Annotated in this window: 23 protein-coding genes; 18 read left to right on the top strand and 5 right to left on the bottom strand. The window is 37.8% G+C overall.

Annotated features, from left to right (window positions below; translation table 11 throughout):
• The first annotated feature begins 178 nt into the window (after window positions 1-178).
• The gene (locus B4F31_RS12585) at window positions 179-1237 is read left to right on the top strand and encodes a nucleoid-associated protein (RefSeq protein WP_075326257.1); all 1059 of its coding nucleotides are present in this window, start codon (window positions 179-181) and stop codon (window positions 1235-1237) included.
• Between the two features lie 106 nt (window positions 1238-1343).
• Here B4F31_RS12585 and B4F31_RS12580 read toward each other — a convergent pair whose 3' ends face one another.
• Window positions 1344-2414: a hypothetical protein gene (locus tag B4F31_RS12580; RefSeq protein WP_075326256.1), complete on the bottom strand. Its 1071-nt coding sequence runs from the start codon at window positions 2412-2414 to the stop codon at window positions 1344-1346.
• Window positions 2415-2508: 94 nt separating this feature from the next.
• Between B4F31_RS12580 and B4F31_RS12575 the strand changes: the two genes are divergently transcribed.
• The 4 genes from B4F31_RS12575 (at window position 2509) to B4F31_RS12560 (ending at window position 7725) form a co-directional block, all read left to right on the top strand.
• Window positions 2509-3414: an ABC transporter ATP-binding protein gene (locus B4F31_RS12575; protein WP_075326255.1), complete on the top strand. Its 906-nt coding sequence runs from the start codon at window positions 2509-2511 to the stop codon at window positions 3412-3414.
• Window positions 3414-4250 (top strand): ABC transporter permease, encoded by an 837-nt coding sequence (locus tag B4F31_RS12570; RefSeq protein WP_075326254.1) that lies wholly within the window; start codon window positions 3414-3416, stop codon window positions 4248-4250. Before B4F31_RS12575 ends, B4F31_RS12570 begins: the two co-directional genes overlap by 1 nt.
• Before the next feature lie 135 nt (window positions 4251-4385).
• Window positions 4386-6395 carry an excinuclease ABC subunit UvrB gene (gene uvrB / locus B4F31_RS12565; protein ID WP_075326253.1) on the top strand — a complete coding sequence of 670 codons (2010 nt, stop codon included), beginning with the start codon at window positions 4386-4388 and terminating at the stop codon, window positions 6393-6395.
• 115 nt (window positions 6396-6510) lie between these two features.
• On the top strand, window positions 6511-7725 hold the full coding sequence (locus B4F31_RS12560) for a hypothetical protein (protein ID WP_286761421.1): 1215 nt from the start codon (window positions 6511-6513) through the stop codon (window positions 7723-7725).
• A 137-nt stretch (window positions 7726-7862) separates the two neighbouring features.
• On the opposite strand, the gene B4F31_RS12555 is transcribed toward B4F31_RS12560, so the two are convergent.
• Complete coding sequence (locus tag B4F31_RS12555; protein WP_075326251.1) at window positions 7863-8177, bottom strand: rhodanese-like domain-containing protein; 315 nt, start codon at window positions 8175-8177, stop codon at window positions 7863-7865.
• A gap of 197 nt (window positions 8178-8374) precedes the next feature.
• On the opposite strand from B4F31_RS12555, the gene B4F31_RS12550 reads away from it, so the two are divergent.
• From B4F31_RS12550 to B4F31_RS12490, 13 genes are all read left to right on the top strand, one after another.
• On the top strand, window positions 8375-8824 hold the full coding sequence (locus B4F31_RS12550; RefSeq protein ID WP_075326250.1) for a MarR family winged helix-turn-helix transcriptional regulator: 450 nt from the start codon (window positions 8375-8377) through the stop codon (window positions 8822-8824).
• A 2-nt stretch (window positions 8825-8826) separates the two neighbouring features.
• Window positions 8827-9459 (top strand): NAD(P)H-dependent oxidoreductase, encoded by a 633-nt coding sequence (locus B4F31_RS12545; RefSeq protein WP_075326249.1) that lies wholly within the window; start codon window positions 8827-8829, stop codon window positions 9457-9459.
• A 34-nt stretch (window positions 9460-9493) separates the two neighbouring features.
• Window positions 9494-10072: a YceI family protein gene (locus B4F31_RS12540; RefSeq protein ID WP_093301996.1), complete on the top strand. Its 579-nt coding sequence runs from the start codon at window positions 9494-9496 to the stop codon at window positions 10070-10072.
• A gap of 64 nt (window positions 10073-10136) precedes the next feature.
• A complete protein-coding gene (locus tag B4F31_RS12535; RefSeq protein WP_093301993.1) occupies window positions 10137-10637 on the top strand; it encodes a YceI family protein in 501 nt (166 codons plus the stop codon).
• A 315-nt stretch (window positions 10638-10952) separates the two neighbouring features.
• A complete protein-coding gene (locus tag B4F31_RS12530; protein WP_075326246.1) occupies window positions 10953-12347 on the top strand; it encodes an anthranilate synthase component I family protein in 1395 nt (464 codons plus the stop codon).
• A 33-nt stretch (window positions 12348-12380) separates the two neighbouring features.
• Complete coding sequence (locus B4F31_RS12525; RefSeq protein WP_075326245.1) at window positions 12381-12947, top strand: anthranilate synthase component II; 567 nt, start codon at window positions 12381-12383, stop codon at window positions 12945-12947.
• 125 nt (window positions 12948-13072) lie between these two features.
• Complete coding sequence (gene trpD / locus B4F31_RS12520; protein WP_075327940.1) at window positions 13073-14065, top strand: anthranilate phosphoribosyltransferase; 993 nt, start codon at window positions 13073-13075, stop codon at window positions 14063-14065.
• Between the two features lie 247 nt (window positions 14066-14312).
• Entirely contained in the window at window positions 14313-15098 is a 786-nt protein-coding gene (gene trpC / locus B4F31_RS12515; protein ID WP_075326244.1) for an indole-3-glycerol phosphate synthase TrpC, read from the top strand.
• Window positions 15099-15290: 192 nt separating this feature from the next.
• Window positions 15291-15938 (top strand): phosphoribosylanthranilate isomerase, encoded by a 648-nt coding sequence (locus B4F31_RS12510; RefSeq protein WP_286761420.1) that lies wholly within the window; start codon window positions 15291-15293, stop codon window positions 15936-15938.
• 137 nt (window positions 15939-16075) lie between these two features.
• The gene (trpB, locus tag B4F31_RS12505; RefSeq protein WP_075326243.1) at window positions 16076-17257 is read left to right on the top strand and encodes a tryptophan synthase subunit beta; all 1182 of its coding nucleotides are present in this window, start codon (window positions 16076-16078) and stop codon (window positions 17255-17257) included.
• A gap of 137 nt (window positions 17258-17394) precedes the next feature.
• Entirely contained in the window at window positions 17395-18162 is a 768-nt protein-coding gene (gene trpA, locus B4F31_RS12500; protein WP_075326242.1) for a tryptophan synthase subunit alpha, read from the top strand.
• A 78-nt stretch (window positions 18163-18240) separates the two neighbouring features.
• Complete coding sequence (locus B4F31_RS12495; RefSeq protein WP_177195633.1) at window positions 18241-18384, top strand: hypothetical protein; 144 nt, start codon at window positions 18241-18243, stop codon at window positions 18382-18384.
• Window positions 18385-18387: 3 nt separating this feature from the next.
• Complete coding sequence (locus B4F31_RS12490) at window positions 18388-18522, top strand: 30S ribosomal protein THX (RefSeq protein WP_286761419.1); 135 nt, start codon at window positions 18388-18390, stop codon at window positions 18520-18522.
• Window positions 18523-18951: 429 nt separating this feature from the next.
• Here the strand turns inward: B4F31_RS12490 and B4F31_RS12485 are convergent, their stop codons facing one another.
• From B4F31_RS12485 to B4F31_RS12475, 3 genes are all read right to left on the bottom strand, one after another.
• Complete coding sequence (locus tag B4F31_RS12485; protein WP_075326241.1) at window positions 18952-19611, bottom strand: uracil-DNA glycosylase family protein; 660 nt, start codon at window positions 19609-19611, stop codon at window positions 18952-18954.
• Between the two features lie 269 nt (window positions 19612-19880).
• The gene (locus B4F31_RS12480) at window positions 19881-23333 is read right to left on the bottom strand and encodes a pyruvate carboxylase (protein ID WP_286761418.1); all 3453 of its coding nucleotides are present in this window, start codon (window positions 23331-23333) and stop codon (window positions 19881-19883) included.
• A gap of 528 nt (window positions 23334-23861) precedes the next feature.
• Window positions 23862-26147: a TonB-dependent receptor gene (locus B4F31_RS12475; protein WP_286761417.1), complete on the bottom strand. Its 2286-nt coding sequence runs from the start codon at window positions 26145-26147 to the stop codon at window positions 23862-23864.
• Window positions 26148-26157 lie beyond the last annotated feature (10 nt).

Here is a 26157-nt window from a genome sequence, read left to right as displayed (position 1 = left end):
GAATCGTAATTAAGAATGGAGTGAAGTAATCCGCAATGACGAATTGATGTTAAATTTAATTCGTCATACCTTACTAATAAAATAAGATTTCCGCTGCAGTTTATCCCGATATTTATTGGGACGGAGATGATTAAAATAGATTTCCGACTTCTCGGAAATGACAAAAATTATATACTGAATGATCAACCTTTTTAATGCGCAAATTGAATCCCTTTCTATTCACAGGGTTGGGAACAAAAGCCGAAACGAGAATATTTTTCTCTCTGCGGCTCCTTATCAATTAAACGATGAAATAACTCCTTTGATAAAGGAATATTTTCTAAAACCTTTTAGAGAAAAAGAGGAAAATTATTTCAATTTTTCTCACGAAACCGATCTTGAATTCAACGAATTATATAACCTGGCGAATGCAGTTTTTGACGATCCGGGAAATATTCACGAAGCTTCAAAAAAGATCACTACTTTATTGTTTGAGCAATCTTCTCACCCGCACATAAAAAGCGGTGAAGTTTATGTGGTTTATTTTGAAAACCTGCAAATAGATAATGAAAAGGTTTCCGGAATCGGGATTTTTAAATCTGAATTAAAGCACGATTTTCTTCAGTTTGAAGAAAATGGCAGTATTTTGGAGATGATTGTTCAACAAGGAATAAATCTCAACAAACTCGATAAAGGCGCACTAATTTTCAATAAAAACCGTGAAGAAGGTTATAAAATCCTTTCAGTAGATTCTAATAAATACGATACCAAATACTGGCTGGAAAACTTTTTAGGGGTAGATGTAATGCGCGATGAGAATTACAATACCAAAAGTTATCTAAACTTCTGCAAGAACTTCGCTAAAGATGTAGTTTTACCTGCCGAAGATAAAAAAGAAGAGGTGATGTTTATGAACCGAAGTATGGATTACTTCGCGAAAAACGATGATTTTGAAGAAAGTAATTTCCTGAATTCGGTAATAGATAATCCCGAATTATTACCTGAATTTCAGCATTATAAAACCGAAAAAGCACCAAAATACAAAATTGAAGATCTTACCAATTTCCCTATCGCCAACAAAGCAGTAACCGATGCGAGAAAGAAAATTAAAAGCGTAATTAATCTTGATACGCATATTCAGATTAAAATGGACTTTGTAAACGCAGAGTCTGCCGATAAGTTTGTGGAAAAAGGCTGGGACGAAGAAAAGCAAATGTATTACTACCTTGTTTATTTTAATAAGGAAGAGAAAAGTTAAGAAAATTTTCTAAAAAAATAGCCACGAATCCACCAATAATTTTTGTAGATTTAGAGAGATAACCGGCCCTCACAGATTTTTGATACCTGTGAGGGCTTTTTTATTCCTACGAACTTTCCAGCAAACGTTTCATATTTACATCTTCATAATTGCGGCGTACAAAATCTAGCGCCGTTCTAAGAATCTGGCCCATAGTACTGGCACGCTTAAACTTAATATCCTTGGTATATTTATAGAGGTCGCTTCTTAAGGTTTTTACATTCGCCTGGGTAGAAACGTGATCGTTAATCATACAACGCAGCAATTCTTTGTATCGCGGGCGGGTATTAATAATCCTTTTTGCCAGCAGGGAACGCTCTTCTTTTCTATACTGTTCTATTGAAGATTCCTGGAGTTTGTCCTGCACCAACTCCACCATTTTTAAATTCTCTTTAAAAAACTGCGGACGATAAACTTTTAAATTCCCTTCAAAACATTGCTGGTCAAAATCTATTGCCCTAATTTGATATTCTACATGGTCAAAATCGTGCGTGGGAATCACCACGTAATTATAAGAACGCATATCGCCCAAAAGCCTTACGGTGCAACGTTCATTAAACTTTACAAATTGTTTTGCAATTTGCGTTTGTGCCCTATTATCACAACTCGGCAAATGATCTTCAATAAATACATCACCCGGAATTCCGGCAATATGTTCTTCAATTAAAGTGTCTTTATAAACCAGAAAATTTATTCGGTGTGGAGAAAGCAAATGTTCAAATTCGAGTCCATAGATCCTGGAAGCATCAGCTTTTTTTACATAGAAATAAGTAAAACTATCATTCAAAATATTTCGCACTTTTATACGAAAAGGTTTTGAATTTCCGAAGGTGCAATAATCTATAGCATCAACATTTAAGAATTCCAGCGAGTCGTCACTCCCATCTGAATGCATAATGGTGTACACCTGTTTCAGGCTGTTATCTATTTCTTCCCGTTCAAAATCTGGATAATAGCAGCGTACCCAAAATGTATCTTCTTCGTGCTGATCGTACACCACCACCGATCCGGAAAAGCGCAATAAATCATCATAGAAAACCGGAATTTTAGTGTTTCGGTTATGTTTGGCCAGATATCGGTTCAACCTTTCATTTACGGCAAATGAAGGTTTCTTTTTAGACATCAGCTTTTCTTCCATATTATGTATGCTTTTTCTCAAAAATAAGCTTTCTCAAGCGAAATCTGTAACAATTCCATAACTTCGTCGTCATACTTTAAACTTTTCTTCAATTTTGGAAACAATTCTAAGTCTCAAAGACCTTACTAAAAAATATGGCGCACTTACCGCGGTAGACAAACTGTCTTTTACCATAGAAAAAGGCAATGTTTACGGTATTTTAGGGCCTAACGGAAGTGGAAAATCTACTACGCTTGGGATGGTACTTAACGTAGTCAATAAAACTTCTGGCGAATTTGCCTGGTTTAACGGAAACACAGATACGCACGAAGCTTTAAAGAAAGTGGGCGCCATTATAGAACATCCCAATTTTTACCCTTATATGACAGCTGCGCAAAACCTGGCTTTGGTGTGTAAGATTAAAGATGTTCCAAAAGATAAAATTGACGAAAAACTGGAAATTGTTGGATTGCTGGATAGAAAAGACAGTAAATTTAGAACCTTTTCTTTGGGGATGAAGCAGCGCCTGGCCATTGCTTCTGCCCTGCTTAATGATCCGAAAATTCTAATTTTAGACGAACCTACAAATGGATTGGATCCACAGGGAATTCATCAAATTCGGGAGATTATCCGGAAAATTGCAGCTGGAGGAACTACCATTTTACTCGCTTCCCATTTACTTGACGAAGTTGAAAAAGTTTGCTCTCACGTAGTTATTATAAGAAATGGGAAGAAACTTTACAGCGGCCCTGTAGATGCTATAAATGCCAGCCACGGTTTCTTTGAACTGCAGGCAAAAAATATGAAACTTCTTCAGGAATTACTTATTGCGCATCCCGGAATAGAAAATGTTTCAGAAAAAGAAAATATTGTTACGGCTATTCTGAAGGAACCTATGGATGCTGAAACTATTAACGAATATTTGTTTGAAAAAGGACTTTCACTTTCTTACCTGGTAAAACGTAAAGAAAGCCTGGAAGAACAATTCCTTACATTAACCAATCAAACTCCATCTGCATAATGCTACGACTTTTAGAGATAGAATATCATAAATTACGCTATAGCCGCTCGGCAAAAATACTGGTTTTCACCTATTTTATTTTAATAACTTTTATCGCTTTAATTGCTTCTATTGAATTCAATCTAGGTGCAATAAACTTTCGCGTTGCCGATCAGGGGATTTTTAATTTCCCATATATCTGGCATTTTAATTCCTATATCGCGGCTTTGTTAAAACTATTCCTGGCCATCGTAATCGTCTCGATGATGTCTAATGAATACAGCAACCGGACTTTAAAACAAAACCTGATAGACGGCCTGAGCAAAAAGGAGTTCATCGCTTCAAAATTCTTAACTGTCACGGTGTTTTCTTTAATTTCGACCTTATTTCTATTCATCGTTTCGTTGATTTTAGGACTTTCATTCTCAGATTTTACAGAAGCTTCCATCATCTTTTCAGATATGGAATATATGATCGCCTATTTCGTGAAACTTACCGGCTTTTTTGCCTTTTGTATGTTTCTTGGAATTCTTATTAAACGTTCTGCTTTCGCACTTGGTTTTCTTTTTATCTGGTGGATTCTGGAAAGTATTGTCTATGGAGTTTTAAAATGGCAGATTTTTAGGGATTCCGAAATTGCCGATAATATCGCACGATTTTTTCCGCTGGAATCTATGAGTAATCTCATTAAAGAACCGTTCTCCAGGTTATCTGCGGTGCAAACCGCCGCCACCCAATTAGGATCTGAATTTGATAAAGATTATGGAATCCATTGGGATCAGCTATTAATTGTTATCTTCTGGACTACTATCTTTGTTTTTCTTTCATACCGTTTACTTAAAAAGCGCGATTTGTAGTTCAAAAAATATGACATTTTAGCAATATCAGTTTTGGTTTCTAAAGCTTTCGCAATAAAAACGTTAAGGAAAAGTTTATCAGTTTGAATAGGCAGGATTATTGATTAGCTTCGTGAGAATAAGCGAGGAACACGAATGAAGTTTAAGATAGAATCAGATTACAAACCCACCGGCGACCAGCCAAAAGCGATAGAACAACTGGTAACCGGAATAAATAATAATGACCAATACCAAACCCTGCTGGGAGTGACGGGTTCTGGTAAAACTTTCTCTGTAGCCAATGTTATTCAGGAAGTCCAAAAACCTACCCTGGTTTTGGCACATAACAAAACACTTGCTGCTCAGCTTTATTCAGAATTCAAACAATTCTTTCCGAATAATGCGGTGGAATATTTTGTAAGTTATTACGATTATTATCAGCCCGAAGCTTTTATTCCTACTTCGGGAACTTATATTGAAAAGGACCTTTCGATTAATGAAGAAATTGAAAAATTACGACTCAGTACTACTTCTTCGCTGTTAAGTGGAAGAAGGGATGTGATTGTCGTGGCTTCGGTTTCCTGCCTATATGGCATTGGTAACCCGGTTGAGTTTCGTAAAAATGTAGTTTCTATTGAAAGGGATATGCAAATTTCCCGCACCAAATTCTTACATCAACTGGTTCAAAGTTTGTATTCCCGTACCGAAGCTGAATTCTCCCACGGTAATTTCAGGATTAAAGGGGATACCGTAGATGTGTTCCCTAGTTATGCCGATAATGCTTTCCGCGTACATTTTTTTGGAGATGAAATTGAAGAAATTGAAGCTTTTGATCCCGGCACCAACGATATTATCGAGAAATACGAACGCCTGAATATCTATCCTGCCAATATGTTCGTGACATCGCCTGATGTGATGCAAAATGCGATTCACCACATTCAGGACGATCTTGTAAAACAAGTTGATTATTTCAGGGATATTGGTAAACACCTGGAGGCAAAACGCCTGGACGAAAGAACCAATTTTGATCTGGAAATGATTCGGGAACTGGGCTATTGCTCAGGTATTGAAAACTATTCTCGCTATCTTGACGGCAGGCAACCCGGTACACGACCCTTCTGTCTTTTAGATTATTTCCCAGATGATTTTTTAATGGTAGTTGACGAAAGTCACGTAACCATTCCGCAGGTACACGCTATGTATGGTGGCGATAGGTCCAGGAAAGAGACTTTAGTTGAATATGGATTTAGGCTGCCGGCCGCAATGGACAACCGACCCTTAAAATTTGAAGAATTTGAGGCGCTACAAAACCAGGTGATTTATGTGAGTGCAACCCCTGCCGATTACGAATTACAGAAATCTGAAGGTGTTTACGTAGAACAGGTAATTAGACCCACAGGACTTCTAGATCCTGTTATTGAAGTACGTCCCAGCTTAAATCAAATTGACGATCTCATTGAAGAAATTCACACCAGGAACGAGAAAGATCAAAGAACGCTAGTCACTACGCTTACTAAAAGAATGGCAGAGGAACTCACCAAATATCTTACCCGTATTAATATTAGGTGCCGTTACATTCATTCAGACGTTGATACTCTGGAACGAGTAGAAATTATGCAGGATTTACGCCGGGGATTGTTTGATGTTCTTATTGGAGTAAACCTGCTAAGAGAAGGTCTGGATCTTCCGGAAGTTTCTCTGGTAGCGGTTATTGATGCTGACAAGGAAGGATTTCTTAGAAGCAACCGGTCCCTTACCCAAACTATTGGTCGTGCCGCACGTCACGTAGAAGGAAAAGCGATTTTGTATGCCGACAAAATTACCGACAGTATGCAAAAAACCATAGATCAAACCGAATATCGAAGAAACAAGCAGATAAATTATAATAAAGAAAATAACATTCGTCCAACGGCATTGGTTAAACGATTAGAGAACAGTACACTAATTAAAGAAAAACTGGATGTTTATGACGCTGAAAAACCATTAACTACTAAAGCTGCCGAAGCCGAAGTAGCCTATATGACCAAACCAGATTTGGAAAAAAGAATTAGGGAAAAAAGAAAAGCAATGGAAAAGGCAGCAAAAGATCTGGACTTTATGGCGGCGGCAAAACACAGAGACGAAATAAAAATGCTTCAGAATAAAATTAAAGAAACGCAGAGCTAGGGAAATCCCTTATTATTAGTTGAAGCCGTAAAATTTTTTTTCAGAAAGTATATTTAAAAATCCAAAACACCCCTAACTAAAAAACACCTTAGTCTTAACCGGTATTTTTAGTAGGATGAAAAAAATTATACTTTTCTATTTTTTAATTTTAGCCACCACAGCTTTCTCCCAGGTAGGAATTGGAACTACCGAACCGGGAGCTCAATTAGATATAGTTGCTTCAGATAAGGGCAGCCCGTCCAGCATAGACGGAATATTAATTCCCCGTCTAAAAAAATTTACCGCTCAAAATCCCGGAAGTGCACAACACGGAATGCTAATTTTTCTTAGTGAGAATTTTAATAATTCACCATCAGGATTTTACTACTGGCATCATCGGGAAAATATCTGGAAATCTATAGTTGATGATGCTAAAGCAGCAAATTTTTATAAACCTAATTCTACCGAAAGTCCGGGCAATATTGTAGATAATATCTTCAGGGAAGGAAATATTGGTATCGGGACTGAAGAGATTGAAAGCAAACTTCAAATTGCCATAAATCCAGATGATTCCCAGGATATTAAAAAAGGCCTTGAAATAGATAATAATAATTCTGCTGAAACCAGAAATACTTATGGAATTGAAATAAGGAATCGTAGTAAAACCAATGCTATAAAGTATGGCATAAAATTAAATATTTCCGGTGAGGGAGAGGGTGAGCGATATGGTCTTCATCTTAACACCAATAAAACAACCGGTAGCAGTGATATTTTTGGGATTTACAATAAAGTAGGACGAACAGAAGGTGCAAACAGCAATAATTACGGAATTTTAACTGAAATTGGAACTTCCACCGGAAGAGGAAATATCTACGGAATTTACGCTCGTGCCGAAGGCAATTCTAGCTCGAGGGTTTTTGCCGGATATTTCGCTGGCCGTATAGGAATAGGTCGAACTCAGGCTGAAGAATATATTTTTCCGGATTCCCGGGGAGCAGAAAATCAGATTTTAGTTTCAGATAATTCAGGTAATCTCAATTGGAAACACAACCACACCAGAAATTTTATAAGTACAGGAAGTCAAACTGGAACTTACACCATTGGGGAAGAAGTTTATTTCTTAAGGATTAACCCGAATATTTCATCAATTACATTTCCTGATGCCTCGTCCAATAAAGGTCGGGAACTGGTATTAATAGGTAAGGGAAGTAGTACCACGCCGCTTAATTTCGTAAATGGAGATAAACTGGACGATATGCAGGATAATAGTATAACCAGTATATCAAATGGTAAAATCCTTACTATAATAAGTATAGGAACACGTTGGTTGTTAATTGATAGATCTAATTAAATAAAAAAGCAGTAAAACTACCTCGGAGCAAGCCCACGGGGCATTCAGTGAACACTATTGTTTAAATTTCGCGGTATGCCTCGGAGCATTTAAATCTCGATTATCTAGTAAAATTGATTTTACTGCTTTTTAATAACTTAATCTCCAGCCTTATCTCCTTCCCATTCCATAAAGCCGCCTTCAAGATTGTAGGTATTAGCAAAACCCATCTGATCTAAAATTGTGCAAGCCTGTGCACTACGCTTTCCAGAACGGCAATAGATATAGTAATTCTTATCTTTATCAAGTTTTTCAACCTCATTTACAAATTCCTGGCCTTTATAGATATCGAGGTTTTTAGCTTTAGGGATATACCCATCCTCTACTTCTTCTTCGGTTCTTACATCTAAAATCACCGCGTTTTCATCTTTTTTCAGCTGTGACTGCCATTCATCCTGACTAAGTTCTTTCATAAATTTTATTTTTTATTAATCCCCTAAACAAAGGTGATCTGTGATTCCTAATATATTTTTCAGTGTAAAGATATTGAAAGTTTTAAAAAACAGCGCCTCCATTTGCCTTCGATTCCGGCCGAAAAAAATTAACATTTATTTTAGAATTAAATTACAAAACTAGCTTATATTTGTACATACAAATGTTGTTTAGACAAATGAAGATAGAAGATCAATTAAAAACGAACAATTTACCACCGGCCAGGAAGCTAAGTCTTAGCATTTTGGTTACTGCAAATCTTATAGACGAGCAAGTAGCTACTGCCCTTAAGCCTTTTGATATTTCTATACAGCAATTTAATGTGCTTCGAATATTGAGAGGGCAAAAAGGAAAACCGGCAAATCTTAGCACTATACAGGAAAGAATGGTGAGTAAGATGAGTAATACCACCAGGTTGGTAGACAAACTTATCACCAAAGGCCTTACTGAAAGGGTTATTTGCGAAGCTAACCGTAGAAAAGTGGAAATAAGTATTACTGAAAAAGGTTTAGAGCTTTTGAAAGAAATTGACCCAAAAGTTGATGCAGTAGAAAAAGAGCTAATTCAGGATATTAGCGAAGAAGAAATTGAAATTGTTACTGATTGTTTAAATAAAATAAGAAAATAACTATGGAAAATTATATAGAAAATTTAAACTGGCGTTATGCCACCAAGAAGTTTGATGCAGAAAAATCTTTAAATCAGGAAGACGTAGAGAAACTTCAAAAAAGCATTCAGCTTTCTGCTTCTTCATACGGACTTCAGCCTTACGAGGTATTTGTGATTTCCGACAGGGAAACCAAAGAGAAATTAAAAGCGGCTGCCTGGAACCAGTCTCAACTTACTGATGCTTCACACGTATTTGTCTTCGCAGGACTTAAGAAATTGAATGAGGCTTATATTGATGCTTATCTGGAGAATATTAGTAAAATTCGAGAAGTTCAGGTGCAGGATCTAAGCGGATTAAAAGATATGTTAACCTCTAATATTTTAGGTAAGACCGAAGAACAACAATCTGTTTGGGCGCAGAAACAAGCTTATATCGCGCTTGGAAATTTACTTTCTGCAGCAGCAAATTTAAAAATTGACACCTGCCCTATGGAAGGTTTTGACGCGCAAAAGTTCGATGAAATACTGGGAATTTCAGGAACAAATTTAACTACTGCAGTGATCGCTACAGCCGGGTACCGAAGTGAAGAAGACCAATTGCAACACGCAAAAAAAGTTAGAAAACAAGAAGAAGAATTATTCCATTTAATATAAACCAAAATCAAATTAATTTAAATTAAAAATTGCTATGAAAAAGAATCTTTTAAAAACTGTATTTGCATCTGCATTTCTTGTATCATTTTTATCGTTTACAACAGTGAATGCTCAGGATAAAAAAATTGATGTAAAAGAAAGCAACATTAACTGGGAAGGTGAAAAAGTAACCGGCTCTCACTACGGAACCATAGACCTTAAAAACGGACATTTTACTATGGAAAATGGTGAACTTACCGGAGGGGAATTCGTAATAGACATGAGCTCTATCACCGTTACCGATCTTACTGGTGAAGATAAAGGAAAATTAGAAGGTCACTTAAAATCTGATGACTTCTTTGGAGTAAAAAACCATCCAACTTCAAAACTGGTTATTACAAGCGTTGCTAAAAAGAGCAATGGAACTTACGGGGTGGTAGCCAATCTTACTATTAAAGATAAAACGAATCCCGTGACGTTCGATTTAGATTGGGAAGATAATTCAGCTTCTACAGAGCTAACTATAGACCGTTCTAAATACGATGTTCGTTATGGTTCAGGGAGTTTCTTTGATAACCTTGGTGACCAAACCATCTACGATAATTTTGAACTTGAGGTAGAATTAAAATTCTAATTCTAAAGGGAAATTAATTGCTATAAAGAAAATTGAAAAAGAAAAAGAAAAATTAATAATTATTATGGAAAAACAAATCAATACCCAGGCTAGTAATATCGCCTGGAAAGGAAAAAAAGTTTTAGGATCACACTCAGGAACTATAGATCTTAAAGAAGGTAAATTAACATTGGAAAATGACGAAATTACAGGAGGTGAATTTGTAATGGATATGACCACAATTACCGTAACCGATCTTAAAGGAGACGATAAAGCAGGTTTGGAAGGTCACTTAAATTCAGATGATTTCTTTGGAGTAGATAATCATCCAACATCAAAACTGGTAATTACCAGCGTAGCTAAAAAAGACGATGGCACATATGGTGTGGTTGGAGATCTTACTATTAAAGAAAACACCCATCCGGTAACTTTCGATTTGGATAAAAACGGAAATACTGCGACTACTAAATTGAGTATAGACCGTTCTAAATACAATGTGAAATACAATTCCGGTAGCTTTTTTAGCGGACTTGGAGATCAAACGATTTACGATAATTTCGATTTAAATATTGAGTTGAAATTCTAATAATTAGATTGCACAATTCCAGCCGGAAAAGTTAAATTTACTTTTCCGGCTTTTCTTTTTATAAAATCTCCTTGTTTATTTAAAAGAGCTTTCTATCTTTGAAGCAATGAAAGCCAATAATTGGCATTTATTATATTTTATGAAAACAATTACAACAAATACCTGGTGGTGGAAAAATTTACGTCAAACGTCGTGAAGTAACATCGCTATAGTATAATCTCATACAAAAGGCTTGTCTCACGACAAGCCTTTTTTTATATAAGAAATTTGAAAATTAACCTCCGCCTTAACGGGAGCGACAGAAATAAATAATTTATGTATCAACTAAAGACCACCTATAAAAAACTTCTTGCCGATACCATTACACCGGTAAGTGTTTATTTAAAAGTTCGGGACAAATATCCTAACAGTCTCCTACTGGAAAGTAGTGACTATCACGCCAACGATAATAGTTTCTCGTATATATGCTGCAATCCTATCGCTTCTATTAAGATTCAAAACGAAGTGATTACCGAAGTTTTTCCTGACGGAAGCAAAAAAGCAACAGAGATCACTCCTGGAGTTAACGTACCGCAACAAATCCAGGAATTTTCAAAGCAATTCGAAACTGAAGATTCTGATTTTAAATTTATCAACAACGGTCTTTTTGGCTATATCGCTTATGATGGAGTTCGGTATTTTGAAGATTTAGAGATTAAAAAGCGAAATGGTGATCTTAAACTTCCGGATATTTATTACGCAGTTTATCAAAATATTATCGCTATAAATCATTTTAATAATGAAGCTTATATTTTTGATCACAGTTACGATACCGATTCAAAGATCGCTGAAATCGAGCAACTGATAAAAGTCAAAAATTTCGCGACTTATAATTTTGAACGTCAGCAGGAACCAATTTCAAACCTTACAGACGAAGAATTCAGGGAAAATGTACGACTGGGAAAAAAGCACTGCTATCGTGGTGACGTTTTTCAAATTGTACTGTCGCGCAGGTTTTCTCAGAAGTTTAAGGGAGATGAATTTAATGTTTATCGGGCTTTACGTAGCGTAAACCCTTCACCCTACCTTTTCTATTTTGATTATGGAAACTTTAAAATCTTCGGAAGTTCCCCTGAAGCACAATTGGTTGTTCAGGATGGGCAGGCAGAAATCCATCCTATAGCCGGAACTTTTAAACGTACCGGAAACGATGAAGAAGACGCTGAACTAGCCAAAAAACTAGCCGCCGACGAAAAAGAAAATGCTGAACACGTGATGTTGGTTGATCTGGCTCGTAACGACTTAAGCCGACACGGAAGTAATGTGAAGGTTGAAAAATATAGAGAAATTCAGTTTTTCTCTCACGTCATACATTTGGTAAGCAAAGTAACCGGCACCAAAGACCCTAAAACGCCTACAATGCAGGTGGTAGCCGATACTTTCCCGGCGGGAACTTTAAGCGGTGCCCCAAAACATAGCGCGATGAAACTCATAGAGAAATACGAAAATGTAAATCGTGATGCCTATGGAGGTGCTATTGGCTTTATGGATTTCCACGGAAATTTTAACCACGCGATTATTATTAGATCTTTTGTAAGTAAAGATCACCAATTGCATTATCAAGCCGGCGCAGGCGTGGTTTCAGAGTCTGTAGAAGAAAACGAATTACAGGAGGTTTACAATAAACTAGGGGCATTAACCAAGGCATTGGATATCGCTGAAGATATATAAAGGAATTAAAAATAGAATTTTACACCAGGTAGAATGAAAAAAATATTAGTTATAGATAATTACGATTCTTTTGTGTACAACCTTGTACATTATTTAGAAGAATTAGATTGCGAGGTCACCGTAATAAGAAACGACCAGTTAGAGCTGGAAGACGTGGAGGAATATGATAAGATCCTGCTTTCTCCCGGCCCGGGAATTCCAAGTGAAGCCGGATTATTAAAACCAATTATAGAAAAATATGCTTCAACTAAAAGCATTTTAGGTGTGTGCCTCGGGCAACAAGCCATAGGCGAAGTTTTTGGCGGGACGTTGGGCAATCTGGAATCGGTTTATCACGGCATTGCTACCACGATGGATCTTTGTGTAGACGATGAACCACTTTTTAAAGATCTTCCAAAAAGAATGAACGTAGGCCGTTACCATTCCTGGGTAGTTTTAAAAGAGCTTCCCGATTCCCTGGAAGCAACTTCCTACGATGAAAAAGGACAAATCATGTCCCTTCGTCACCGTGAGTTTGATGTGCGTGGAGTGCAGTTTCACCCAGAATCGGTATTGACTCCAGATGGAAAAAAAATGATTCAGAATTGGGTAGAATCATAGGCATTTCCGAGCAGGCGGAAATCTCTAAGAAGTGATAGTAATGCTTAAGAAGACTCCCGCTTTCGCGGGAGTTACAAATTCCAATTAAACAGATTCCCGTCTTTACGGGAATGACAAAATTAGATATGAAAGAACTACTAAACAGGTTAATTAATCACGAAACCATCTCCAAAGATGAAGCGAAGCAGGCGCTTTTCAGTATTTCTAATGGAGAATATAACGAAAGTCAGATCGCTGCATTTCTCACGGTTTATATGATGCGAAGCATTACTATAGAAGAACTGGAGGGATTTCGGGATGCGCTTTTAGAACTTTGTGTAGCCATAGATTTAAGTGACTATAACCCGATAGATCTGTGCGGAACCGGTGGTGATGGGAAAAATACATTTAATATTTCTACCACTTCCTCTTTTGTAACGGCAGGAGCGGGAGTAAATGTGGCAAAACACGGAAACTACGGAGTTTCTTCGGTAAGTGGTAGTTCTAATGTTATGGAAAGCCTGGGAATTAAATTTAGTAATGATGCCGGATTTCTTGAAAAATGTATCGCCGAAGCCGGGATATGTGTGTTACACGCTCCCCTATTCCACCCAGCGATGAAAAACGTGGCGCCAATCAGGAAGTCGCTTGCGGTAAAGACTTTTTTCAATATGCTTGGGCCAATGGTAAATCCTGCTTTTCCGCAAAATCAGCTTGTAGGAGTTTTTAACCTGGAACTAGCCAGAATGTATGGTTACCTATATCAAAACACCGATAAGAATTTCACTATTTTGCATGCTTTAGATGGTTATGATGAAATTTCCCTTACCGGAAATACCAAAACAATTTCCAATAATTCTGAAGGAATGCTGAGTCCGGAAGATTTTGGGGTAGAAACCTTAAATCAGGAAGAAATTGCCGGTGGCGGTTCCATTGAAAGTTCTGCAGAAATTTTCGTGAATATATTAAAAGGAAAAGGTACCCAGGCCCAAAATAACGTGGTTTGCGCTAACGCCGGAATGGCAATCGCAACTGCTAAACAAATTAGTGTTAAAGAAGGTTTTGAAACCGCCCGGGAATCTATAAATTCAGGGAAAGCTTTAAAAGTATTGGAGAAGTTACAGGAATTGAGCAATTAAAATACTTCGGAGCAAGCTCACGAAGCATTATTATTGAAAAATATAATTTGATTTCGACGTAAGCCTTAGAGCATTCAATCTCGATTATCGAGTAAAGAAGTTAGCATTAAAAAGAGGTAGAAAGTCTTACGACCGTCAAGCTGAACTTGTTTCAGCTTCTAACATGTTTTGATTATTAATCAACTTAGATCCTGAAACGAGTTCAGGATGACGTATTAAAAAACTTTATAGAACAAAGATTATAAAAATGAACATTCTAGATAGAATAATTGCCGACAAACATAAAGAACTGGTCTTAAAAAAACTGGTAGTTCCCGTGTCACAATTGGAACAATCGGCGCTTTTTGAGCGCGAAACAATTTCTCTGGCAGAAAAATTAAGAACCAGTAAAACCGGGATTATTGCTGAACATAAAAGACGTTCCCCTTCAAAATCGGTAATTAATCAGGATCTGAATGTTGAAGATGTAGCTAAAGGCTATGAAGATGCAGGAATTTCCGGAATGTCTGTATTAACCGATGGCAAATATTTTGGCGGATCTTTAGACGATTTGCTTTATGCCCGTGCGGCGGTTAAAATGCCTTTATTGCGAAAGGAATTTATTATTGATGAATATCAACTTTTGGAAGCCAGAGCTCACGGTGCCGATGTGATTTTACTTATCGCTGCGGTGCTGGAACGGGAAGAAATTAAAAGACTTTCAGAATTTGCAAAAAGTATAGGTCTGGAAGTATTGCTGGAAGTGCATAACGAAGAAGAATTGCAAAAGTCTATTATGCCTAGTTTAGATATGTTGGGTGTAAATAATAGGAATTTAAAGACTTTTGAAGTATCTACCGATATTAGCAAAAAGCTTTCAGAAAAGATCCCCGATGATTTTGTAAAAGTTTCTGAAAGCGGAATTAGCTCAGTTGACGCAATCAAAGATTTGCAGCAATTTGCTTACAAAGGATTTTTGATCGGTGAGAATTTTATGAAAACTGATGATCCGGGAAAAGCTGCGGCTGAGTTTGTGAGAGAATTGAGCAAATAATAAAATAGTTGGGCTATCCTAAAGTCTGGTTTTCGTCAAGCTGAACTTGTTTCAGACTTTATCCCGAATTTACTTCGGGATTCTAACAAATTTGGATTATCAATAACTTAGATCCTGAAATAAATTCAGGATGACGTTTAATAGACTTTCAGTAATTCCGAAGCTAAGGTGGAGAATAAAAGAACGCTAAAAATGAAAAACATAAAACTCAAAATATGTGGGATGAAGCATCCCGAAAACATCAGCAAAGTTGCAAAACTTCAGCCTGATTATATGGGGTTTATTTTTTACGAAAAAACTCCCAGGTATTTCGAGGCTAAGATGCCTAAAATTCCTTCAGCAGTTAAAAAAACCGGCGTTTTTGTTGATGAAGAGATCAATATTATCCTTGAGAGAATTAAAGAGCATGATCTAAATGCTATTCAGTTACACGGTGAGGAAAGCGCTGCTTTTTGCGCTGAACTAAAAACGCTTTTGATCGAAACTGAAGTGGAATTTATAAAGGTGTTTTCTATTAAAGACGATTTCGATTTTGAGCGTTTAAAGGAATATGAAACTGTTGTAGATTATTTCCTTTTTGATACTAAAGGGAAAAATAAAGGCGGAAACGGAATTACTTTTAATTGGGAGGTTTTAAAAGATTATCCTTCAACAAAACCTTTTTTTTTAAGTGGAGGAATTGGACCGGAAGAAGTTGAAGCAATTCAAGAGCTTAAAGCCTATTTTGTAGAAAATGGTAAAGAAAATTTGCTTTACGCCATAGATGTAAATAGTAAATTTGAAGAGAAAGCTGGTTTTAAGAATGTTGAAAAATTAAAAGAATTTAAAAAGCGGTTTTAATAATAACTACGTCATTGCAATCCCGATGGGGAGAAGCAATCTATTGTTTAAAATTATAAAGATTGCCACGGGCGCTGCCCTCGCAATAACTAGATAGAAATTAGTGCATTCGAAGCACTCAAATAAAAAAAATAAAAATGAGCTATCAGGCTAACGAAAAAGGATATTACGGCGATTTTGGCGGAGCTTTTATTCCCGAAATGCTCTATCCCAATGTAGAGGAGTTGCGTTCGCAATACCTGGATATTATGAAAGAGGAATCTTTTCAGAAAGAGTTTAAAGATTTGTTGCACGATTATGTAGGGCGCCCAACACCGCTTTATTATGCAGAGCGTTTCAGTAAGAAATACGGCACAAAAATTTATCTGAAACGGGAAGATCTATGCCATACCGGTGCGCATAAGGTCAATAACACCGTAGGACAAATTTTAATGGCAAAACGCCTTGGAAAAGACCGCATAATCGCTGAAACCGGTGCTGGCCAGCACGGTGTAGCTACGGCTACTGTTTGTGCGCTTATGGGCATTGAATGTATTGTCTATATGGGCGAAATTGATATTGAACGACAAGCGCCAAACGTGGCCAGAATGAAGATGCTTGGAGCCAAAGTAGTTCCGGCAAAATCGGGAAGTCGAACCTTAAAAGATGCCACGAACGAGGCGATTCGAGACTGGATCAACAACCCGCTGGATACTCATTACATCATTGGTTCCGTGGTTGGGCCTCATCCCTACCCCGATATGGTAGCGAGATTTCAGGCGGTGATTTCTGAGGAAATTAAAGTTCAGCTGAAAGAAAAAGAAAATCGGGAAAATCCTGATTATGTAGTGGCCTGTGTAGGTGGAGGAAGTAATGCAGCCGGAATTTACTATCATTATTTAGACAATCCGGAAGTTGGGATTATTGCGGTGGAAGCTGCCGGAAAAGGTATACAAAGCGGTGAAAGTGCTGCAACCTCAGCTTTAGGAAAAGAAGGTATTATTCACGGCAGTAAAACGCTGCTGATGCAAACCGATGACGGACAAATTACTGAGCCGTATTCTATTTCTGCCGGCCTCGATTATCCGGGTGTGGGACCAATGCACGCCAATTTGTTTAGAAGTGGCCGTGGAGAGTTTATTTCCATAACCGATAAAGCGGCTATGAATGCCGGCCAGGAACTGGCAAAACTGGAAGGGATTATTCCTGCTATTGAGACTTCTCACGCCCTGGCGATTTTTGAAAACCGAAAATTTAAAGAAGATGATGTAGTAGTAATCAATCTTTCGGGTCGTGGCGATAAAGATTTGAGTACCTATATTGATTATTTCGATTTGTAAAAAGATTGCCACGGGCGCTGCCCTCGCAACGACATAATAGGGATGAGTGTATTCGTGGCGAAAAAATTGAAAACAAATTAGATTCTGAAATATCCCGAAGTTTCGGGACAGAATGACGATTTATAAGAATATTGAAAATGAACAGAATAAATAAAAAACTTCAGGAAGAGCAAAAGATGCTTTCTATCTATTTTACCGCCGGTTATCCTGAACTCGAAGATACAGTTTCCATTATTCAGGATTTAGAAAAGAACGGGGTGGATTTTATTGAAATCGGTTTGCCTTTTAGCGATCCCCTGGCCGATGGCCCAACTATTCAGGAGAGTTCTACCAAGGCGCTGAAAAGCGGAATGACTACCAATAGACTCTTTGAACAGCTTAAAGGAATTAGGGACTCTGTTGAAATTCCACTGGTTATTATGGGATATTTTAATCCAATTCTTCAGTATGGTGTAGAGAAATTCTGCAAAAAATGCGCTGAAACCGGAATTGACGGACTTATAATTCCGGATCTACCCGTTGATGTGTATAATGAAGAATACAAGTCGATTTTTGAAGAAAACGGGCTTCAGAATATTTTCCTGATCACGCCGCAAACTTCTGAAGAGCGTATTCGGTTTATTGATTCTGTTTCTAACGGATTTATCTATATGGTAAGTACTGCGAGTGTTACGGGTTCTACTTCCGGATTTAGTGAGGAGACCAGAGATTATTTTAAAAGAATTTCAGCAATGAAACTTCAAAATCCGCAAATTGTAGGCTTTGGAATTAGCGACGAAGAGACCTTCAACCAAGCTACGGAATATGCAAAAGGCGCTATTATTGGTTCGGCATTTATCAAACATCTTAATGCTAATGGGAAAAATAATATAGGCGATTTTGTGAAAAACATCAGACCGGTTTAACCAAATTCTAACATGGTCTTGGCAGGTTTTAAGATTCTGAATTATTATCTTAGTAAGTGAATCAAAAAAACAACAATTATGGGCGGTCCAATTGAAGATAATAAAAGAAAAAGAGAGAAAGGTCAGGAAAATCCAACCAACCCAACGGGGAAAACTGATAAACAGACCAATAAGGTTGATATTGATGAAAAAACCATAAAAGACCAACAGAATAAAAAGTAATTTATGGGACGTGGAGACAAAAAAACGAAACGCGGAAAAATTGCGATCGGTACTCATGGAAAATTAAGACCTAAACGTAAAAAATTTAGGGTAAAACCAACCACCATGGCCGAACAGGAAAAGAAAGAATTACAGTAGTTGTAAGTTGACTACGTCTGAAAACCCTGAATTTGAAAGTTTATACTTTTAGATTCAGGGTTTTTGTTTTTACTAAGATTATTTTTTAAACGAAATTTATAAGTTCTTCTCTCTAAATCATTTCAAAGTCTCACTCAATCTTTCATTCAGGGTAAAAGTAGGTAGAATTTCAATTTAGATCCTGAAACGAGTTCAGGATGACGTATCATTCGTCACCCCGAATTTATTTTGGAGCTTGACGTGTGGCTCGCTCGCGATGATGGTAATGAAACTGCCCCACGAATTCCGAATATTTTGGATCGTCATTGCGATTGAGACGCAGGCGCCATGGCAATCTCTTCTTGATAAAATAGTTTTTTTGAATCCTCACTCAAAATAAAAGATCGCCGTGCTTCGTGCCTTCGCTCGCGATGACGAATATTAAATACTTTAAAACCACTCTCTGTACTGCATCACTCTAAAATCTATCGTATTAAAATCTTCATTCTTTTGTTTCAGTTGTTTATAAAGCTCCATACTACCAATAGCTCGATTGGCCGAACCCGATGGTGCCGTTAAAGAAACCGTTTTTATAAGTCGGCCCTTTAGCACAAACTGGTGAATCCTGGGCACCTCGTTAGAAATCACTTTTAACCTAATATCACTTTCAACTTCCTTTAGATGTCTTCTAAAAAAATACTCAGGACCATTTTTGGAATTTCCACCGGTAAAGAGCAGGGTTTCTATTTTTGGGTGTTTTTCTAAAATTCCCACCATATTTCTAAGTTCCACCTTTTGCATCCCGAGATCGGAAGCATCTACCTTTTCTCTCCTACTGCTTTCTACCATATCGCAGATACCAATTCCTCTTTTTTCAAGAAATTCTTTGCGTTGCTTTATAGCTGCCTTCGTAGTTTCAAATTTTAGATCGAGATCAAAAATATTATCCAAAACAATCCATAAAAGTCCGTCCCGACTGCCGTAACAGAAGTTCACGTCTCCTTCCTTAAATTCCCCTTTCGTAAATCTTGGGGGCGGTAATGTGCCTACAATTAGTTTTGTAGCGTTTTCCGGAATAAAAGGTTTATAAGGATGTGTGTGGTGAAACATTCTGCTTCGTTTTTTACGTTGGTTTCTTGTTATTTTTTAATCTTCCGTGACAAAAGCTGTGTTTGGTTGTATCTGCCCTTCATTTCTTTTGCTCGTCCAAAAGAAACGAAGCAAAGAAAAAGACGCCATTTGCAAGGAATTTTTTGGCAAAAATGCCAAAAACCGTAGCCAAAACCTCGCGAAAATCCGATAAAAAATCGGACTTTCTGAATCTCGAGGTTTTGGCTACATATTCTGCGAAAAGGATTTTAATTGAATATAAATTCAACCTATTCTTTCAGCTTAATAACCAAATCATCGGCAAAGACCATGGTACCTTCTTTGTGTATTATTTCGTCTATTTCGCCTTCTTTATTCGCCGTGATGGTGGTTTCCATTTTCATGGCTTCAATCACAAATAAAGGTTCGTTCTTTTTGACTTTCTGTCCTTTTTCGACTAAAATTGAGGAAATTGAACCCTGAATTGGAGCGCCTACTTCTTTATCATTAGACTTATCGATCTTTTGGTGAACCACTTTTTCAACCTTAACCGATTTATCCTGAATTTTCACCGTTCTGGTCTGGCCGTTTACCTTAAAAAACGCATCTACGAGTCCATCTTCATCTGCAGTTCCCACCGATAAGAATTCGATAAGCAAGGTTTTTCCTTTATCCATTTCTACGGTAATCTCTTCACCGGGTTGCATTCCGTAGAAAAAATTTGGCGTCGGAATATTCATTACTTCTCCAAATTTTCGGTAATGATTAAAATATTCGGTAAATACTTTTGGATATAATTTATACGAAAGGAAATCGGTCATTTCCAGTTTTCGACCCATTCCTTCCTTGAAAATATCGCAGAATTCCTTAAATTCTTTTTCAAAATCTATAGATTCTAAATGTGCATTCGGTCTATCGGTATAAGGTTTTTGATCTTTTAGAATGATCTTTTGCACCTCAGCAGGAAAACCGCCGTGAGGTTGCCCTAAATCACCTTTAAAGAAATTTACCACCGACTGCGGGAAAGAAAGGTTTTCACCCTTCTCCATCACATCTTCTATACTCAAATTATTACTCACCAGGTACTGCGCCATATCGCCCACAACCTTACTACTTGGCGTAACTTTAATAATATCGCCAAAAAGCTTATTCACCTTAGAATACATCGCGGTGATTTCGTGAAACCTTGAAGCCAGGCCTAAAGATTCGGCTTGAGGTTTAAGATTAGAATATTGTCCGCCGGGAATTTCGTGTTTATAAACATCGGCAGTACCAGCTTTAAGTCCGCTTTCAAATGGGAAATAATACTTTCTTACCGCTTCCCAATAATGCGAATATTCATTGAGTTTTTCCATATTGAAATCAGCTTTACGCTCGCCAGATTTCGTCATTTCCACCAGGGAATTAAAATTAGGCTGTGAGGTAAGCCCCGAAAGTCCACCCAGCGCAACGTCTACCACATCTACCCCGGCCTCTATGGCCTTCAGATAAGTAGCCGCCTGTATAGACGAAGTATCGTGGGTATGCAAATGCACCGGAATATTGATCTCAGCTTTTAATGCGGAAACCAGTTCGCCGGCAGCGTAAGGTTTTAATAGTCCGGCCATATCTTTTATCGCTAAAATATGTGCCCCGGCATTTTCAATGTCTTTTGCCAGCTGAAGATAATACTCCAAATTATACTTACTGTTTTTGTTAAGTATATCGCCGGTATAACAGATTGAAGCTTCCGCAAGGCCTGAAGTGTTTTTGCGTACATATTCAATACAGGGCGCGATAGATTTCATCCAATTCAGGGAATCAAAAATCCTAAAAATATCTACCCCATTTTCCCAGGCTTCAGCTACAAATTTTTCGATTAAATTATCGGGATAAGCGGTATAGCCAACACCGTTTGAACCTCGCATTAGCATTTGCAGCAAGATATTCGGCATCGCCTTTCGCAGTAATTGCAAACGTTCCCACGGATTTTCTTTTAAAAATCTAAGACAAACATCAAAAGTAGCGCCTCCCCAAACTTCCATACTAAATGTTTCGGGATGATTTTTAGCAAAACCTTCAGCCACTTTTAGCATATCTGTACTTCGCATCCTGGTGGCCAGTAAGCTTTGATGGGCATCTCTAAAAGTTGTATCGGTAAAATGAATTTTCTTTTCATTCTTTAACCATTCGGCAAACTTATCGGGGCCTAACTCGGTAAGCAAATCTTTGGTTCCTTTTGGATACGCCACGTTGTGATCAAAAGCAGGAACATCGGCTTTTATTAGTTTTGGTGTTTCTATTATTTCCTTTACATCGGGATTTCCATTCACCACTACATCACCTAGAAATTCAACCATCCTGGTAGCGCGGTTTCGGGTTTCTTTCAGTTTAAATAGATCGGGGTTATTGGCGATAAAATTTACCGTTACGCTTCCCTCTCTAAATTTTTCATGCTGAAGAATATTATCTAAAAACGGAATATTGGTCTTTACGCCCCTAATTCTAAATTCAGCTAAAGCCCGACGCATTTTACGGCAGGCACCGTCTAAAGTTCTACCGCTGGCAGAAACTTTTACCAGCATAGAATCAAAAAAAGGCGAAATAGTCACGCCCTGATACAAACTCCCGGCATCCAGCCTAATTCCAAATCCAGAGGCACTTCTATAGGTGGTAATGGTACCATAATCGGGTTGAAAATCGTTGGCGGGATCTTCGGTAGTAATTCTGCATTGCAGGGCAAATCCGTTTGTGCTAAGCGATTCCTGATCTTTAATTTTTATCTGCTCGTCACTTAGTTTATATCCACCGGCAATAAACAACTGCGCTTTAACCAGGTCTATACCGGTAACGACTTCGGTAACGGTATGTTCTACCTGAATTCGTGGATTCACCTCGATAAAGTAAATACTGCCATCGTGATCGACCAGGAATTCTACTGTACCAATATTATTATAATTCACCGCTTTACAAATATTCACGGCATACTCATAAAGTTTCTCCTTGGTAGTTTGGTCAAGGTTATAGGAAGGTGCGAATTCAATCACCTTTTGGTAACGGCGTTGCACAGAGCAATCCCGCTCAAAAAGGTGCACCATATTCCCGTGGTTGTCTCCCACGATCTGGATCTCAATATGCTTCGGATTTTCAATAAATTTTTCAATAAAAACAGTATCATCTCCAAAGGCATTCAGTGCCTCGCGTTTAGATTCTGAAAAAGCTTTTCTCAATTCAGCTTCTTCCCTAAGCACTCGCATTCCGCGGCCTCCACCACCGCTGGCGGCTTTCAGCATAATGGGATAGCCGATACGGTTGGCTTCTTCAATAGCAATATCCAGACTTTCCAGATCTTTTTCGTTGCTCTGAATCACCGGCACATTGTTTTTTACCGCTACTGTTTTGGCGGTGACTTTATCGCCCAGGCTTTTTAATACCGAAACCTCTGGCCCAATAAAAATAATATTGTTGTCTTTACAGGCTTGAGCAAAATCGGCGTTTTCTGAGAGAAATCCGTAACCGGGATGAATAGCATCAGCCCCCACCTCTTTGGCGGTATTGATTATCGCATCTATATCCAGGTAAGGTTTTAAGGGCTCTTTATCGGGGCCTATTTGGTAAGATTCATCGGCCTTATAGCGGTGCAGGGAGTAGCGATCTTCAAAGGTAAAGATACCTACCGTTCTTATTCCTATTTCGGTGCAGGCTCTAAAAATTCGAATCGCGATTTCCCCACGATTGGCTACTAATACTTTTTGAATCATCATGTTTTTGGCTGAGTTAATTAGCAATAGTTAGTTATTGCCGTAAACTATTAAAACATTCAGAAGTATGGGATATTTTTATGCTAAATTTTATATAAAAGTTTTTTCGGTTTTCGGTTGTGGGTTCCCGGTTGGCAGTTGTGAGTTTTGAGTTTTCGGTTATCGGTTGTGAGTTCTTGGTTCTTGTATGTTTGTTGTTGAGGGTTTATTATTTTGGGTTGCGCATCATTGCGAGAATGCAGTAGCGGGAAGCGGCAATCTATTCTGTGTCTTGAATTAGTAGTTGGTAATGTTGATTTCAGAATTTAACCCCTACTCTCTTTTTTCTAGCTTTTTTCTCTTATCCTTTACTCTTAACTTTTCTCTCTTACCTTTTCACTTTTAACTATTCACTATTCACTCTTCACTCTTAACTTTTAACTTTTAACTAAAAAAGATCGCCGCGCTCAATCTTCGCTTGCGATGACGTTTAATATTAAAATTTAGAAAAACCTCACCGGATTAGGAACCCTGTGAGGTTTTCCTGAGTTTTTAAAAAATATAATTCAGTTGAACACCTCCAAAATAGTTTCTGGGATTCCCGGGATAATAATAACGTGGAGCGGCACCCCCAAAGCCAACGGCATTGGTTAATACACTCGCGGCATAATGCTCATCCAGGGCGTTATTTACACCGCCGTATAAATTTAAATTTAGTTCCTGAAAAATATTGAAAGTATAACCAGCTTTTAAGTTTACTAAACTGTATTCATCTGTGTAACCTGAATTGGCATCATCCAGAGGAATTTCTCCTACGTTTCTAAAATTTCCAAAAAATTCAAAACCTGATTCGCTCTGAACATCGACTCCAAGGTTTATTGTATATTTTGGTACACCGGGCAGTTCATTTCCGGAGAAATCTTCATCATTATTTACAAATTCATCAAATTCGAAAAAGTTTATGGCTCCGTTTACATAAGGTTTAATTGAAATACCAGGACCAACTAAAAAACGGTAGTTAGTAAGAAACTCAATTCCGTTATGATTGGTTTTTCCTGCGTTTATACCCACATATTGATCTTCTGCCACGCGTTGCGCAACCTGCAAATTCTCTATCTGAATGGAGTACACAGAAATTTCTGTATATAATTTATTTTGAAGCCAATTTCCTTTAAATCCGGCTTCATAATTGATTCCGGTTTCGGGTTCCAGACTGGTGTTTATCTGCCCTTCAGGAGTTAAGGTTTCAGCAACGGTGGGTGTTGAGAATCCGTGGCTTATGGACGCGTAGATATTCTTTCCGGCGCCAACTTCATAACTTGTTCCAAGTCTTGGCGAAAAAACAGGATCAAAACCGTAATCCCCGGTTTGGTCTACTTCGTCTTGCGTATAAAGATCGGTTAAACTATAATTTGTGGTGTTTAAATTAAAACCTGCTTCTAGGTTCCATTTATCAGTAAATTCAAAATTAATTTGAGCGAAAAAGTTAGCATAATTTCTGTCCTGTTCATTGTTGCTTTCACGCTCACCTAAAACACTTCCTTCGCCGGGAAAATCTTCGTATAAATTAGCAAAAGTTCCGGTTTCATACCACTCATTATAATATTCGGCACCAAAACTAATTTCTGAAGGAAATTCAAAAACCTGGGTATTTAAATTGAACTTAGTTCGAACCCCCGCCGAAACACGCTCTTCCTTTAAAATGTCAAATGGTCGCGGCTCGTAGGCATTTCTAAAACTCAGAAATATACTTGTGGTATTCTTTAAATTATCAAAAAGTGAATGTGTATAAGAACCTCCCAGCATGCCACGATCGTAAGATTCATATCCCTGCGATTGGCCCCAGGTAAATGCCGCGGGTCCCGGATTGTTTAAAAAATCTTCTTCATTAATAGAACTCGGAATAAAAGCTTTTAAGCGGGTGAAATTTGCGAGATAAGATAAACTTCCATTTTCGTTGGTTTTAAGACTTCCGTTTACTAAAGCCGACTTCCGATCGTAATTTCCATTGTCGCGGTAGCCATCGCTGGTTAAATTACTAAAAGTTGCAAATAAACCAGAATTAGCGGTTGTATTTGAAGCCTGATAAACCTGTTTGCGGGTATTAAAACTTCCATACTGCGTTTTTAACCCTAAGCGGGCTTCTTCTTTTCCTAACTGTTTGGAGTATAGATTTATGGAACCGCCCAATCCAGCGCCGTAAATACTGGAAGTAGGACCTTTTATCACTTCTATTCGATCTAAACTTTCCTGGTCAAAATCGTCTAAGGTGAGCTCTCCTTCTGCAGTTGTTAACGGTATACCATCAAAATACGCCTGAATTCTATTGGTACTGTATTGCGAACGCGCACCAATACCACGAATATTGATCTTATTGGTATTTAAAGCTCCCTGATTTACAAACATTCCGGGGACATTATTAAAAGTTTCCAGAACGTTGGTAGCATCGGTTCTATTAAAATCTGTTTGTGTTACAAGATTCACCGAAGCCGGAACTTCTCTAAGTGATTTCGGAATTACGGTACTACGCACCACAACTTCTGAAAGCGTTTCGGAAGTCGGACTCAAATATATTTCCTGCGGAGTGCTTGAGGTAAGTTCAACTTCTAGGGTTTCAAAACCAAGGGCGGAAATCTGAAAATCCCCAGGTAATTCCCCTGAAGTAAAGCTGAAATTCCCATCTTCATCTGTAACAGCAACCAGCGATGAAGCCTTGTAAATTGAAACATCTTCTATAGGTTCGTTATTATTCGCATTCAGTATTTTAAATTGATTTTCCTGAGAAAACAGGTTTCCTATCCAAAGTAGGCACAAAAGTGCCAGTAATTTTTTTTCCAATATTTTATAT

The organism is Salegentibacter sp. UBA1130, from assembly GCF_002311535.1.
GTDB classification, from domain to species: domain Bacteria; phylum Bacteroidota; class Bacteroidia; order Flavobacteriales; family Flavobacteriaceae; genus Salegentibacter; species Salegentibacter agarivorans.
Note: the sequence above shows the minus strand (reverse complement) of the source record. Positions and strands in the feature narration are given on the sequence as shown.

Excerpts from the sequence above, each read along its gene's own strand:
- B4F31_RS12585 (WP_075326257.1), top strand. The coding sequence starts at position 179 with ATGATCAACCTTTTTAATGCGCAAATTGAATCCCTTTCTATTCACAGG.
- B4F31_RS12580 (WP_075326256.1), bottom strand. The coding sequence starts at position 2,414 with ATGGAAGAAAAGCTGATGTCTAAAAAGAAACCTTCATTTGCCGTAAAT.
- B4F31_RS12570 (WP_075326254.1), top strand. The coding sequence starts at position 3,414 with ATGCTACGACTTTTAGAGATAGAATATCATAAATTACGCTATAGCCGC.
- uvrB (WP_075326253.1), top strand. The coding sequence starts at position 4,386 with ATGAAGTTTAAGATAGAATCAGATTACAAACCCACCGGCGACCAGCCA.
- B4F31_RS12560 (WP_286761421.1), top strand. The coding sequence starts at position 6,511 with ATGAAAAAAATTATACTTTTCTATTTTTTAATTTTAGCCACCACAGCT.
- B4F31_RS12555 (WP_075326251.1), bottom strand. The coding sequence starts at position 8,177 with ATGAAAGAACTTAGTCAGGATGAATGGCAGTCACAGCTGAAAAAAGAT.
- B4F31_RS12550 (WP_075326250.1), top strand. The coding sequence starts at position 8,375 with ATGAAGATAGAAGATCAATTAAAAACGAACAATTTACCACCGGCCAGG.
- B4F31_RS12545 (WP_075326249.1), top strand. The coding sequence starts at position 8,827 with ATGGAAAATTATATAGAAAATTTAAACTGGCGTTATGCCACCAAGAAG.
- B4F31_RS12540 (WP_093301996.1), top strand. The coding sequence starts at position 9,494 with ATGAAAAAGAATCTTTTAAAAACTGTATTTGCATCTGCATTTCTTGTA.
- B4F31_RS12535 (WP_093301993.1), top strand. The coding sequence starts at position 10,137 with ATGGAAAAACAAATCAATACCCAGGCTAGTAATATCGCCTGGAAAGGA.
- B4F31_RS12530 (WP_075326246.1), top strand. The coding sequence starts at position 10,953 with ATGTATCAACTAAAGACCACCTATAAAAAACTTCTTGCCGATACCATT.
- B4F31_RS12525 (WP_075326245.1), top strand. The coding sequence starts at position 12,381 with ATGAAAAAAATATTAGTTATAGATAATTACGATTCTTTTGTGTACAAC.
- trpD (WP_075327940.1), top strand. The coding sequence starts at position 13,073 with ATGAAAGAACTACTAAACAGGTTAATTAATCACGAAACCATCTCCAAA.
- trpC (WP_075326244.1), top strand. The coding sequence starts at position 14,313 with ATGAACATTCTAGATAGAATAATTGCCGACAAACATAAAGAACTGGTC.
- B4F31_RS12510 (WP_286761420.1), top strand. The coding sequence starts at position 15,291 with ATGAAAAACATAAAACTCAAAATATGTGGGATGAAGCATCCCGAAAAC.
- trpB (WP_075326243.1), top strand. The coding sequence starts at position 16,076 with ATGAGCTATCAGGCTAACGAAAAAGGATATTACGGCGATTTTGGCGGA.
- trpA (WP_075326242.1), top strand. The coding sequence starts at position 17,395 with ATGAACAGAATAAATAAAAAACTTCAGGAAGAGCAAAAGATGCTTTCT.
- B4F31_RS12495 (WP_177195633.1), top strand. The coding sequence starts at position 18,241 with ATGGGCGGTCCAATTGAAGATAATAAAAGAAAAAGAGAGAAAGGTCAG.
- B4F31_RS12490 (WP_286761419.1), top strand. The coding sequence starts at position 18,388 with ATGGGACGTGGAGACAAAAAAACGAAACGCGGAAAAATTGCGATCGGT.
- B4F31_RS12485 (WP_075326241.1), bottom strand. The coding sequence starts at position 19,611 with ATGTTTCACCACACACATCCTTATAAACCTTTTATTCCGGAAAACGCT.
- B4F31_RS12480 (WP_286761418.1), bottom strand. The coding sequence starts at position 23,333 with ATGATGATTCAAAAAGTATTAGTAGCCAATCGTGGGGAAATCGCGATT.